At 70.3% G+C, this 12,712-nt stretch carries 12 protein-coding genes; 6 read left to right on the plus strand and 6 right to left on the minus strand.

Going from position 1 to position 12,712, the window contains the following annotated elements; translation table 11 throughout:
- Positions 1 to 41 precede the first annotated feature (41 nt).
- The gene (locus tag OG552_RS28360; RefSeq protein ID WP_329137684.1) at positions 42 to 1,439 is read right to left on the minus strand and encodes a cytochrome P450; all 1,398 of its coding nucleotides are present in this window, start codon (positions 1,437 to 1,439) and stop codon (positions 42 to 44) included.
- Positions 1,436 to 2,419 (minus strand): DUF1702 family protein, encoded by a 984-nt coding sequence (locus OG552_RS28365; protein ID WP_329137686.1) that lies wholly within the window; start codon positions 2,417 to 2,419, stop codon positions 1,436 to 1,438. The genes OG552_RS28360 and OG552_RS28365 overlap by 4 nt, the downstream gene beginning before the upstream one ends.
- 275 nt (positions 2,420 to 2,694) lie before the next feature.
- Between OG552_RS28365 and OG552_RS28370 the strand changes: the two genes are divergently transcribed.
- On the plus strand, positions 2,695 to 3,666 hold the full coding sequence (locus OG552_RS28370; protein ID WP_329137688.1) for a hypothetical protein: 972 nt from the start codon (positions 2,695 to 2,697) through the stop codon (positions 3,664 to 3,666).
- A 54-nt stretch (positions 3,667 to 3,720) separates the two neighbouring features.
- Here OG552_RS28370 and OG552_RS28375 read toward each other — a convergent pair whose 3' ends face one another.
- Positions 3,721 to 4,362: a TetR/AcrR family transcriptional regulator gene (locus tag OG552_RS28375; protein ID WP_329137690.1), complete on the minus strand. Its 642-nt coding sequence runs from the start codon at positions 4,360 to 4,362 to the stop codon at positions 3,721 to 3,723.
- 76 nt (positions 4,363 to 4,438) lie between these two features.
- Here OG552_RS28375 and OG552_RS28380 point away from each other — a divergent pair, with 76 nt between their 5' ends.
- On the plus strand, positions 4,439 to 5,839 hold the full coding sequence (locus OG552_RS28380; protein ID WP_329137692.1) for a carotenoid oxygenase family protein: 1,401 nt from the start codon (positions 4,439 to 4,441) through the stop codon (positions 5,837 to 5,839).
- Here OG552_RS28380 and OG552_RS28385 read toward each other — a convergent pair.
- Positions 5,754 to 6,365, minus strand: a complete 612-nt coding sequence (locus OG552_RS28385; protein WP_329137694.1) for a TetR/AcrR family transcriptional regulator — start codon at positions 6,363 to 6,365, stop codon at positions 5,754 to 5,756. The two genes, OG552_RS28380 and OG552_RS28385, sit on opposite strands and share 86 nt — an antisense overlap.
- A 268-nt stretch (positions 6,366 to 6,633) precedes the next feature.
- Between OG552_RS28385 and OG552_RS28390 the strand changes: the two genes are divergently transcribed.
- From OG552_RS28390 to OG552_RS28405, 4 genes are all read left to right on the plus strand, one after another.
- A complete protein-coding gene (locus OG552_RS28390) occupies positions 6,634 to 7,458 on the plus strand; it encodes a p-hydroxycinnamoyl CoA hydratase/lyase (protein ID WP_329137696.1) in 825 nt (274 codons plus the stop codon).
- Positions 7,455 to 9,008, plus strand: coding sequence for an AMP-binding protein (locus OG552_RS28395; RefSeq protein WP_329137698.1), 1,554 nt, complete (start codon positions 7,455 to 7,457; stop codon positions 9,006 to 9,008). The genes OG552_RS28390 and OG552_RS28395 overlap by 4 nt, the downstream gene beginning before the upstream one ends.
- A 181-nt stretch (positions 9,009 to 9,189) precedes the next feature.
- A complete protein-coding gene (locus OG552_RS28400) occupies positions 9,190 to 9,849 on the plus strand; it encodes a DUF899 domain-containing protein (protein WP_443071056.1) in 660 nt (219 codons plus the stop codon).
- A gap of 167 nt (positions 9,850 to 10,016) precedes the next feature.
- Complete coding sequence (locus tag OG552_RS28405; protein ID WP_329137702.1) at positions 10,017 to 10,763, plus strand: SDR family NAD(P)-dependent oxidoreductase; 747 nt, start codon at positions 10,017 to 10,019, stop codon at positions 10,761 to 10,763.
- Positions 10,764 to 10,834: 71 nt separating this feature from the next.
- Here the strand turns inward: OG552_RS28405 and OG552_RS28410 are convergent, their stop codons facing one another.
- Both OG552_RS28410 and OG552_RS28415 read right to left on the minus strand, forming a co-directional pair.
- On the minus strand, positions 10,835 to 11,179 hold the full coding sequence (locus tag OG552_RS28410) for a VOC family protein (RefSeq protein WP_329137703.1): 345 nt from the start codon (positions 11,177 to 11,179) through the stop codon (positions 10,835 to 10,837).
- 47 nt (positions 11,180 to 11,226) lie between these two features.
- Positions 11,227 to 12,657: an MFS transporter gene (locus OG552_RS28415; RefSeq protein ID WP_329137705.1), complete on the minus strand. Its 1,431-nt coding sequence runs from the start codon at positions 12,655 to 12,657 to the stop codon at positions 11,227 to 11,229.
- Positions 12,658 to 12,712: the final 55 nt, after the last annotated feature.

A 12,712-nucleotide genomic window follows, 5' to 3' on the forward strand; every position in this document is an offset into this window, starting at 1 on the left:
GGCGGACCGCCGGGGGGCTTCCTCGTACTCAGGGGACAGGGTCAGTTCCGCGGCGCCACGGTCATCGGCAGACCGCCCTTGATCCGCAGCGTCAGCATCGGCTCGGCCACCACCTCGTGGCCGGCCGGAACGGTCAGCCGCAGCCGGCGCAGCAGGACGGCGAGCACCACCGTGGCCTCCAGCATCCCCAGGCTGCTGCCCACGCAGACCCGCGGTCCCGCGCCGAAGGGCACGTAGCTGTAGCGGTGCCGGCCCGCCGAGCGGCCCCTGGCGAACCGCTCCGGGTCGAACCGGTCCGGGTCCTCCCAGAACTGCGGATGCCGGTGCAGCGTGTAGGGGCAGAGGACCACGTCGGCGCCGGCCGGCACCCGGAAGCCGCCGATCTCGTCCTCGGCCAGCGCCTTGCGCGGCAGCAGCCACACCGCCGGGTAGAGCCGCATCACCTCCTGGAGCACCATCGAGGTGTACGTCAGCCGGTGGATGTCCTCGAAGTCCGGCAGCCGGTCGCCCAGCACCTCGTCGACCTCCGCGCGGACCCGGTCGCCGACCTCGGGATGCCGGTCCAGCAGGTAGAGCGTCCAACTGAGCGTGCTGGCCGTGGTGTCGTGCCCGGCCAGCAGCAGGGTGATCAGCTCGTCGCGCATGCGGTCCTGCCGCACCGCCGGGTCCCGCTCGCCGGCGGTCGCGTCGATGAGCCGCGACAGCACGTCGTCGCGGGTGCCGTCCGCCGGCGGGTGCTGCTCCCGCTCGGTGGCGAGGGCGGCCACGATCCGGTCCAGCTCCGCCCGCGCTCTGCGGAACCTCAGCTGGAGCGGCAGCGGCACCCAGGACGGCACCGAACTCAGGCTCATCATCTCGAAGATGGCCTGGTCCTGGACGACCTCGAACGCCTCGCCGATGGACTCGTACGCCCCCAGGTCCGCGTCCAGCAGCGAGCGGCCCAGTACCCCGAGGGTGAGACCCGTCATCTCCTGCCGGATGTCCACCGGCCCCGAGCCCGCGAGCAGCCGCAGCCGCTCGGCCAGCAGCAGTGCCTCCTCGGCGATGGCGCCGGCCTGCCGGGAGACGCGGCGCGCCTGGAACACCGGCTGGATCACCTTGCGCTGGGCCCGCCACAGCTCGCCCTCGCTGGTCAGCAGTCCGTTGCCGAGCGCCTTGCGGGCGTGCACCAGGCCGATGCCCTTGTGGTAGTTGGTGTTGTTGTCGGTGAGCACCTGGCGCACATGGTCGGGGTGGTTGAAGAAGTAGAGCGTCTTGGGGCCGAGCGGCAGCCGGACCGCGTCGCCGTAGGTGGCCGCCGCGTCCGTCATCACCGCCAGCCGGTCGGACGCCATCCGGGCCAGCAGCACCGGGGTGGCGGCGCGCGAGGGCCCCGGGGGCCGGCGCGGACCGGCGCCGCGCGGCCGGACCGGGGCGGCCGCGGACTCCACGCCGGTCATGTCCGCGCCTCCGGAGCGCCGTTGGCGACCCGCTCGGAGATCTGCCGGCGCCACACCTCGTACGCCGTCAGCCGGTCGTCCACCACCGGCGTCGGCCGGGCCTGCGCGCAGACCTCGGCGGCCTGCTGCGGGGTCAGGCCGCAGAGCAGTTTCGTGGCCAGTTCGGTGTGCGGGGTCACCAGGTCCGCCTCCACCCGGGCGGTCGCGGCAAAGGCAGCACCCTGGGCGAGCTGCGGCCGGTAGTGGCCGGCCCGCTCCAGCAGGGTCAGCAGCTCCGCCTCGTCGGCGCCGCCGGCGTAGCAGGCGGCCAGCCCCACCCCGCTGTAGAGGTCGGGGCGTCGGTCGGTCGCGAAGCCGTCCACCAGGTCCGCGACCACCGCCGGGTCGGTGCCGCCGACGAACCACAGCGCCCGGCCGATGCCCTGGTCGATGACATGCCCCGCGTACCGCCGGGTGCTGTCGCCCGGCCAGGGGAAGTCCCGTTCCTGGTACTGCTCGCGCACATAGCGCTGGGTGCGGAAGTACGCCTGGTGGAAGCCGTATCCGTCCAGGGCCAGCCAGCGCAGCAGCGGGTCGGCGGGCGCGATTGACGCCCACCGGAAGCGGGGCAGCCGGGCCATCGCCCAGCCGACGCCGACGTGCACCATGTAGTCGTGCGGGGCGCCGTGGCCCGCCAGGAAGGCGGCCACCCGCCCGTTGCCGGGCACCGGCAGGCCGTCCAGCATGGCCAGACCCATCGCGGCGCCCTCGTAGCCGAAGCCGCGGTAACCCACCGGAATGCGCTCCAGCCGCCGGTGCGCCTCGTCCTGGTCACGGGCCTCGACGGCGAACGCGTACCCGTCCAGGAAGGTCGCTCCGACCCGCTCCAGGTTTTCACGCGCCTCGGGGCCTTTGTCGTAGAAGCCCCGGGTCGACAGCTTCGTCTCGTTGTGGCTCGGCGTTATCAGGCGGCGCCTGACCGCCCGCCAGCTCCCGCTCATCGTTGCCTCCAGCCCGCCGCGTGCCCGGACGGCCGCAGCTCTCCGCTTACATGCTTCGGCGCCGGGGCCCGCGGCACTACTCCCACCGTGCCGGGGCCGGGGCAACACGGAAGTAGGCGTGGAACGGGCTGAGTCCGAACAATCAGGCCCGTTCCCTGCACTCTCGGCACCGGGCGGCTCACATACTGCCACCGCCGTACGGGATCGGCCGCCCGGCTGCCGCTGTCGGATCGCACGCAATGCCTCCGCCCCCCTGTTCCCAGAGGAGATCTCACGTGACCGAGACCACCACCACGGCGCCGGCACCAGAGGCGCCACCGCGGGCCACGTCGCTGTTCGTCAACGGCCTGTTCCCGCGCCGCCGGGCACTGGTCCTGCTGCTCGGCCTGCTCGGCGGCCTGCTGCTCGCGTACGCCTGGTCGTCCAACGTGGCGGACGACGAGATCGGCTTCAACACCGCCAACCACCTGCTCGGCCACAACGCCGTGAACACCCCGCTGACCGGCATCGCCACCGGCGTGCTCTTCGCCTTCGTCTCCGGTCTGGCCGGTTCCTTCACCGCCTGCAACGTGGCCGTCTTCGGCGCGGTGGGCCCGCTGGTCGGGCAGGCCGGCCTCACCCGCCGCCAGCGACTGGCCCAGACGCTGCGGCCGCTGGGCTGGGTGACGGTCGGCATGCTGCCGGTCTCCGCCGCCTACGGCGTGCTGGTCGGCCTGGTCGGCACGCACATGCCGCAGTTCTCGACCGCGGCAACCGCCGGCATCTCGCCGCGTATCGCCCAGGCGATGATCGTGTTCGGTGTCATCGGCGTGTTCATGCTGGTGCTCGGGCTGGCCGCGGCGGGCCTGATCCCGGACCCGCTGGCGGCGCTCGCCCGCCGGCGTCCCAACGCCCCGCTGGTGCTGGTCGGTGTCATGGTCGGCGGCTTCCTGATCGGCCGCCCGTACCCGCTGTTCCGCAACCTGTTCCGGCACGCGGCCGACGAGCACAACCCGCTCTACGGGGCGGTCGCGTTCTCGCTCCAGTCCATCGGCAACATCCTGGTGATGTCGCTGCTGTTCCTGATCCTGTCCTACGGCTTCGGCCGGCCGATCCAGCGCTGGCTGGCTGCGAAACCGGGCCGGGTGGCGACGCTGACGTCGTCCGCGTTCCTGGTGGCCGGCGCGTTCACGGTCATCTACTGGGACGTGCGGCTGCTGGGCTCGCTCGGCTACATCTGGTTCCCCAAGGCGCCCTGGAACACGTAACGGCCGCCTGCTTGCCGCCGGTTGACGACGGCGGGTCCGGGCCCCGCGGGGGGCTCAGACCCGCCGTCGTGCTGCTCGGGCCACCGACTCCAGGGCCCGCTGCGGATCGTCCCCGGCGCCCAGGATCATGCCGCACACCTGCGCCTCGAAGCAGACGTCGGCGGTGTTGGGCTCGATCAGGTAGCCGCCGAGGTCCAGGGTGACCAGGCCGTGCAGGGCGATCCAGAGCTGGTGGGCGACCAGTTCGGGGTCGGAGGGCCGGAAGCGGTCGGCCGCGACGCAGCGCTTGACCGCCCCCACGAGTACGTCCAGGGTGTACCGGCCGTGCTGCCGGTCGGCGTCGGTGAGCGAGAAACCGCTCAGGCTCGACCCGCCGAACATCACGTTGTAAAGGTGCCAGTGCTCGCGGGCGTTGGCGCGGTAGGCCCAGCCGAGGGCGACCACGTCGGCGACCGGGTCGTCGCTCTCCCCGACCGCACCGAGCCTGCTGCTGAGCAGCATGAAGCCCTCGCGGACCATGGCCCGCACCAGGTCGTCCATGCCGCCGAAATGCGTGTAGACCGCCATGGTCGAGGTGCCCACGATGGCCGCCAGCTTGCGGGTGGACAGCGCGGCCGGTCCCTCTTCGCTGAGCAACTTGGCGGCGGCGTCGATCAGTTGGGCACTGAGATTCGGGTCGACCCGGCGTGGACTCACCCTTGACAGTATGGCAGCCGGCTGTGACGCTTTCCATGACGGCGTTATATAACAGTGCTATTCGAAGGAGGCGGCCATGCCTCGCACCACTGGTCACACGCCCGAAGGACACCTTCCCGGCGGATTTCCGCACCGCACGGCGCACCTCCTCGAACGCGGCTACCAGCCGGTGTCCGCCGAGACCGAGCACACCGCGCTGACCGTGCACGGCACCCTGCCCCCCGCGCTCGACGGCACCTTCCTGCGGATCGGGGCGAACGCCCGGGGCGCCCACGACCCCGCGGTGGACCATTCCTTCGGCGCCGCCGGCATGGTGCACGGGCTGCGCCTGGGCGACGGCCGGGCGCACTGGTACCGCAACCGCTGGCTGCGTGGTGACGCGATCAGCCGCGCGCTCGGCGAGCTGCCCACCCCCGGCCCGCGCCACGGCGCGGACGACAACGTCAACGCCAACCTGGTCCGGCATGCCGGCCGTACGCTGGCCGTCACCGACGGCGGCGCCCTGCCGCTCGTCATCGACTCCGGCCTGCGCACCCTCGCCCGCACCGACTTCGACGGCACCCTGCCCGGCGGATTCTGCGCGCATCCCCTCACCGACCCGGTCACCGGCGAACTCCACGCGGTCGCCGCCGGCCAGACGGACGATGAGGTGCTCCTGCTCACCGTCGACGTCGAGGGCCGGGTGCGCGGCGCGTCGCCCGTCCCGGTCAAGGGCCGGCCCTGGATGCACTCCTTCGCCCTCACCGAACGCCACACCGTGCTCTTCGACCTGCCGGTGGCCTACGACGCCGCCGAGGCGCGGGCCGGCTCACCCGTGCCCTACTCCTGGCAGGGCGACCGCGACGCCAGGATCGGCATCGTGCCCCGCGGCCGGAGCGAGGCGACCGCGCTGTGGCTGGAGGTCTCACCCTGCTTCGTCTTCCACCCGGTCAACGCCTTCGAGGACGCCGACGGCCGCATCACCGTGGACGTGATCCGGCACGAGCGGGCCTTCGACCGGGACCGGCTGCACCCCAGCGAGTCGGCGCCCACCTTGTGGCGCTGGACCCTCGACCCGCGCGAGGGCGCTGTGGTGGAACGGCAACTGGACGACCGCGTGCAGGAATTCCCGCGGATCGACGAACGGCGCACCGGGCTGCCCCACCGCTACGCCTTCACCGTCGAACTCGACCCGGAGCAGGGCGCGGCGCTCTGCGGCCCGGCGCTGCTGCGGCACGACCACGTCAGCGGGCGCGCCGACCGCCACGCCTTCACCGGCGGGCGGACGGCCGGCGAAGGCGTCTTCGTGCCGCGTGACGCGCTGGCGCCGGAGGCCGACGGGTGGCTGCTGACGCTGGTGTACGACCCTGCCACCGACCGCAGCGAACTGCACGTGCTGGACACCGCGGACTTCACCGGGGAGCCGGCCGCGGTGGTGCAGCTGCCGATGCGGGTGCCGCACGGCTTCCACGCGCTGTGGGTGGCGGGGGAGTGGTGATCGCCGGACCGGCCGAAGCGGTACCGCCTTCCCCACGCCGCTTTCGGCGGCCGGGGTCCAACGCGGTGACCGTGCTCAGCAGCAGCACGCGGCCGAACAACCCCTCCAGCGCCGGTGCGGGCAGGCCGGTGGCGGCAGCGACCGTCCTTCGCAGCCGCGCCCACTGCCGGGCGGCGGCGGCGTGGATCACCGCGTCCGAGGCCGCCGCGGCGTGCACCTGGGCCTGCAGCGCGAACACGTAGTCCTCCTGGACCAGTTGGCGCCAGGCGCGCTCGCCCGCCAGCAGCGCCTGTGTCCCGGCCGCCCCGTCGCTCGCTTCCCGGAATGCCTGTTCGGCGCGCGTCGTACCGTGGTCGGCCGCGGCCAGGAACAGGTCGCGCTTGCTGGCGAAAAGCCGGAACAGATACGGCTGCGAGACGCCGGAGCGCGCGGCGATCGACTCGGTCGAGGTCCCCTGGAAGCCGCCACGGGCGAATTCCTCGGCCGCCATCCGTACCATCAGGGCCCGTCTTTCGGGCGCGCTCATCCGCATCGGCACCCACCTCCCGGACCGAGCTTCGCAGGGGCGGGACGCCCCGCCTTCTCCCGTACTGCCGAACTCCGCAGCGCCGCCGCCGGCGTTGCCTGTGCCACCGGCCCGGACGGGGCTCCCAAAAGCGCCGGGCAGTCCCAGGGCAGGGGCGCCCCATGGGGCCGGGTGGGTCTGCGGCTCGGCATCTTGCGAGAAGTCCCGCTGAGCGAAGGCGTGCAACGCTCGATCGTGCGAATTGCGTCCTGACAGAAAGGGTCGGAAAGTGATCACCTTCGAGACGGTGAACCTTGAGATCGAAGGCCCCCGGGCCACGGTCCATCTGAATCGGCCGGACAAGAAGAACGCGATGAACCCGCAGATGCACCAGGACATGAACAAGGTCCTGGACGCAATCGAAGAGGACGGCGGAGTGCGAGCCGTCGTGGTGACCGGAAGCGGGGACAGCTTCAGTGCCGGAATGGACTTGGAGGAGTGCTTCCTCAAGCCTTTCGACGACCCGCAGGTGTTCTACCGGACCAATCTCGTCGCGCTGAAGTGGTTCCAGCGGCTGAAGGCGTTCGATGCGGTCACCATCGCCAAGGTGAACGGCTTCGCCTTCGGCGGCGGGTTCCTGGTGACCGGCCTGTGCGACCTCGCCGTGGCGGACGAGACCGCCCTGTTCGGTCTGTCGGAGATCAACTTCGGCATCTTCCCGGCCGGCGGCGCCACTTGGGCGGCGACCCACAATCTGGCCCGCAAGCAGGCCCTGTACTACATCCTCACGGGTGACACCATGACCGGCGCCGAGGCCGAGCGGCACGGCCTGGTCAACAAGGCCGTGCCGGCCGACCGATTGGACGAGGAGGTCGACAAGCTGGTCAAGAAGATCGTCCGGAAGAACCCGGTCACCCTGGCGCTGGCCAAGCAGGTCTACGAGCGCACCACGTTCCTCGACCTCCCGGCCGCCATCGACTACGACCAGGCCAAGCTCTGGGAGCTGTCCCGGCTCAGCGGCAACGAGTGGATCAACGTGGCGCTGAAGCAGTTCGAGAAGCGCAGCTTCCAGCCGGGGCTGAGCACCTACGCCCGAGCGGAAGCCACGTCGTGATCTTCACCGGACCCCGTCCGGGCGTCCCCGTTCCGGATGTCTCCCTCACCGACTTCGTTCTGGAGCGCGCTGAGCAGTACGGCGACACCACCGCGACGGTCGACATCGCCGGCAACCGGGCCTGCACCTACGCGGAACTGGCGAAGGCGGTACGGCGTGCCGCCGCGGGCCTGCGGGCCCGCGGCTTCAACCGCGGCGACGTGCTGGCGATTCTCTCGCCGAACGTGCCCGAGTACCCGATCGCCTTCCACGCCGCCGCACTCGCGGGTGGCGCCGTGGTCGTGCTCAACCCGCTCGACACGCCGGACGACCTTGTCGGACTCCTCAACGAAGCCACCGCCCGGGTGCTCGTCGCGGGACCCGCTGAGGCGGCCAAGGCGATCGCGCTCCAGTCTCGTACCAAGGTCCAGGAGGTGGTGGTGTTCGGCGAAGAGCCGGGCGCGACACCCTTCTCCGCTCTGCTCTGCGAGGAGGAACCGCCACCCGCGCCGGTCGTCACCCCCGCGCGGGACGTCGTTGCGGTGCTCCACTCGAGCGGGAGCACCGGGTATCCCAAGGGAGTGCTGCTGACACACCGGAACATGGTCGCCAATGTGCTCCAGACCAGCCTGGTGGCACCACTTGTCCAGGGGGAGAAGGTGCTCGCCGTTCCGCCGTTCCATCACGCCTTCGGGCTGATCATGACGCTGAACGCCAGCCTCCTCCAGGGTGCGACGCTTGTCACCATGGAGCGGTTCGACCCCGAGGCGTATCTGCGCGCGATCCAGGAGCACCGGATCAGCCGGCTCTACATCGTGCCGACTATCGCGGTGCTGCTCGCCCGCAGCCCGCTGGTCGACCGCTTCGACCTCTCCTCGCTCCGCTCGGCCGTCTCCGGCGGCGCCGCGCTCGACCCGGAGGTGGCACGTCAGGTTCGCGACCGCACCGGGCTCCGGATAGGCCAGGGCTACGGGCTCACCGAGGGAATGGTCTCCTTCATGCAGGTGGAGGACGCCGAGCCGAACGGATCGGTCGGAGTGCCCACTCCCAACATCGAGTGCAAGATCGTCGACATCACCACCGGGGAAGCGCTCGGTCCGCACCACCGGGGCGAGGTGCTGATCCGGGGGCCGCACGTGATGCTGGGTTATCTCGACGCGGAGGAGGCCACGCGCAAGGTGCTGGAGCCGGACGGTTTTCTGCACACCGGGGATCTCGGCTACTTCGACGAGAACGAGGAGCTCTTCCTGGTCGACCGGATCAAGGAGCTCATCAAGTACAAGGGCCAACAGGTCTCTCCGGTCGAACTGGAGGCCGTCCTGATGGCCCATCCGAAGGTCGCCGACGCGGCCGTGGTCGGGGTGCCGGACGAAGAGGCCAGCGAACTGCCGAAGGGCATCGTGGTGGCCCGGGAGCCCGTCACCGCCGAGGAACTGATGGCCTTCGTGGCGGAGCGGGTGGCGCCTTACAAGAAAATCCGCCGCATTGAATTCGTCGAACAGATTCCCCGCACCCCGGTCGGGAAGATAGAGCGCCGCGCCCTCAAGAAGCGCGAAATTGTGGCTGGTTGACCGACGGCCCGCGCCATATGGTCAATTTCGGAGAAGAAGTTCTCTGGAATCGATGACATCCTGGACATCAGAATGGACTTTCGATCGGTCGGCGATATGACGGGAGACCGGAATTGTCGCCGTCATTTCTGAAGGAGATCTGATGGGCCTTCCGGAAGTAGTTTCCAGGGAAGAATGGCTGGTGGCACGTAAGGAGTTGCTGGAAAAGGAGAAGGAGGTCACCAAGGCGCGCGACGAGATCGCCGCCGAGCGCCGGCGACTGCCCATGGTGCGGGTCGAGAAGGACTACCGGTTCGTGGGGCCGGAAGGAGAGCGCTCGATACTCGATCTTTTCGAGGGGCGCCGTCAACTGATCGTTCGCCACTTCATGTTCGGGCCGGAGGCGACGGAAGGCTGCATCGGCTGCTCGATGCAGGCGGACAGCGTCGGCGAACTCGCCCACATGTGGGCCCGCGACACCACCTTCGTGATGGTCTCACTGGCGGACCAGGAGCGGCTGGCGGCGTTCAAGGCCCGGATGGGCTGGAAGATCCCCTGGTACACCGCCGTCGGCGAGGAGTTCAACCGCGACTACGAGGTGACCACCGACCAGGGCGAATCCCCCGGAGTGAGCGCGTTCGTCCGCGAGGGGGACCAGGTCTTCCACACCTACTCGATCTTCGACCGCGGTGGGGACATCTTCAAGAGCTTCTACAACTACCTGGACATCACGGTCCTCGGGCGACAGGAGGAGCAGCTCGAACACCCCTGGGACTGGTGGCGGTTCAAGGACAGCTACGAGGACCTGAACGCGGCCGGTCCCGGCGGCAACTGGTGGAACGGCACTCGGTTCCAGTCGTAGTGGCGTTCTCCGCACCCCGTGTGCCGCCCGCCGATCCGGCGGGCGGCACACACGTGAACGGCCCCGGTCCCCAACCGGCGAACCGTCATAGTGACGGTCTGTCAGTGGGTACCGGGCATCCGCACCGGCTCTCCGCCGGTGCGGCACCGACGAGTTGGAGGATCCCGATGAGCGACCTGTCCGGCCGGACCACGATTGTCGTCGGGGCCGGCCGCGGCCTCGGCCGGGGCGTCGCCTCGGCCCTTGCTGAGGCCGGTGCCCCGGTGGTGGCGGTGTCCCGAACCGTGACCGACTTCCCCGAGCCGGCCAACGGGTCAGGAGCCATCCGGACGGAGACCGCCGACGCCGGCGACCCGTCCGCCGTGGCCGACCTGATCGACCGTCATCAGCCCACGGGCATCGTGGTGGTGGCCGGCGCGAGCCTGTACATGCGTCCCCTGCAGCAGCACACCTGGGAGAGCTTCTCCGCGCACTGGCACAGCGATGTCAGGATCTCCTTCCACTGGGTACGCGAGGTCTTGCTCACACCGCTGCGCCCCGGCAGTCGCGTGGTGGTGTTCGGCAGCGGCGCGGCACTGGCCGGATCGCCGCTGAGCGGGGGCTACGCCGGCGCCAAGGCCACCCAGCGCTTCATCACCGCCTACGCCCAGCAGGAGGCGGAACGGGCCGGCCTGGACATCGCCTTCACTGTGGTGATGCCCCGGATGACGCCGTCGACCGCCTTCGGCCGTTCCGCGGTCAGGGCGTATGCGGCGCGCAGCGGGGTGCCCGAGGAGGAGTTCGTGCGGAAGATGGGACCGGTGCTCACCCCGGAGGGCGCCGGCGCCGCGGTCGTGGAGCTGCTGACCGTGGATGCCTCCTCACTCGCGCCCGGCTACCTGCTGACCGGTGCGGGGCTGCGGAGGGCGGACTGAGGCCCGCAGCACAACGGGCGCCGGGGCGGAACCACGATGTGGTTCCGCCCCGGCGCCCGTGCGTGCGGCGCTTACTTGAACTGGATGATCTGGAGGAGGTTCCCGTCGGGGTCCGTGAACGTCCCGAAGCGGCCGGAGGGGCGGTCCGCGACCGGGCTCGTCCAGTTCACGCCGGCCGCTTGGAGTTGCGCCTCGACGCTGTCGAAGTCGTCCACATGGAAGTTGATGATCATCCGGCCGGGCTCGGCGTTCTTCACATCGACGTCGTCGCGCTCCTCAATGACCAGCAGGAACCCGCCGAGGTCGATGGGGCCTTCGCCCTTGTACTCGGGGGCGAGCACCTTGCGGTACCACTCACGCAGTTCCGCGGGCCGGGTGGTGCCGAGAAGCATGCTGCTGAGCTTCGGAGTGATCATGTTGCGTTGGTCCTCTCATGATGGGCTTGGGGTCAGGATGACGTGATTCAGTCCAGGGACGCGGCAAGTTCCTCGGCGTTTCCCTTCGCCGCGGGGCCGGGTGTCTGTGCTGCCGGCCCGGTCCGCTCGGTGCGCGGGCGCAGTCCGAACCAGATGGCGGCCGCGCTGACCAGGATCACCGCCACGTTCACCCCGATCGCGAGGTGTGTGCCGGTCAGCGAGGAGCTCTGCGTGGCGGCGATGGAGACCATGACCGGGGCGCCGACGGTGAGGGCCACCTGCTGGGTGAGCGAGGCGAGCCCCGTTGCCAGTCCCTGCTCCTCGTTGGGCAGACCGGAGGTCCCGATCACGGTGTAGGACACGATGACGATGACGTGCACGAAGAACCCCAGGAACAGGGCAGGGATCAGGACCGCGAGCACCAGCCGGTCGGAGCCGAGGAACGCCAGCGGGAGGATCATCAGCGCTTGCAGGGACAGCGCCACGGTGATGACTTTCCGCCCGTCGAAGCGCCCGAGTATGCGGCCGGCGATCGGTCCGGCGAACACGGCCGCCAAACCGGGGACACCGAAGATGAGCCCCGTGATCACAGGCGCGAACTTCAGCACGTCCTGCAGGTAGAGCGTCATCAGGAAGATCATGCCGGTCTCCATGGAGAACGTCACGAGCCCCGCGAAGTTGCCCCACCTGACCGTTGGCCGCCGCAGGACGTGCACCGGTGCGAGCGGGGCGGACGACCGGCCCTCGATCACCCAGAAGGCGGCCAGGAGCACCACGCCGACGACGGCGGTGATGATGTTCTTCTGTACCACCGCGTAGACCAGGGCCAGCAGCCCCCCGGTCACTGTCACCGCGCCCGGCAGGTCGATCCGCACCCGGTCCGGAGCCTTGCTCTCGGTCACGAGCGAGGGTGTGACCAGCAGGATGATGATGGCGAACGGGACGTTGACAAAGAATCCGGCGCGCCAGCTCAGCAGGCTGACCAGGATGCCGCCGACCAGTGCACCAGCCGTGAAGCCGCCGGACAGGATCGCGCCGTTGAGGCCGAGCGCGCGGTCGCGCAGGCCGCCCTCGGCGAAGGTCGTGGTGATCAGCGACAGTGCGGCGGGGAGGGCCATGGAGGTGGAGGTGCCCTGGAGCACCCGGGCGGTCAGCAGCATCTCGGGGTTGGTCGCGAACCCTCCGAGCAGCGAGGCTCCGGCCAGCAGGATCATGCCGTACAGGAATAACCGCCGCCGCCCGTAGAGGTCGGCCAGTCGTCCGAACATGAGCATGAAGCCGGCGGCGGGCAGCGTATACGCGGCCCCGATCCAGGGCAGCCCGGTCAGCCCCAGGCCGACGCCGCTCCCGACCTTCGGCAGCGCCACGTTCAGCAGCGAGTAGTCGGCGGCGAACAGGAAGCCGGAGCCGAGCAGCAGGAGCAGGATCAACCGCTGCCTACCGCTGAATCCGGGCGGAGAGTCTGTGGCGGTCGTCAAGGTGGGATCTCCTCTTCGTGTAGGACCCGATGGTCAGAATCCGCGCGCTCTGTCC

This window comes from Streptomyces sp. NBC_01476, from assembly GCF_036227265.1.
GTDB lineage: Bacteria > Actinomycetota > Actinomycetes > Streptomycetales > Streptomycetaceae > Actinacidiphila.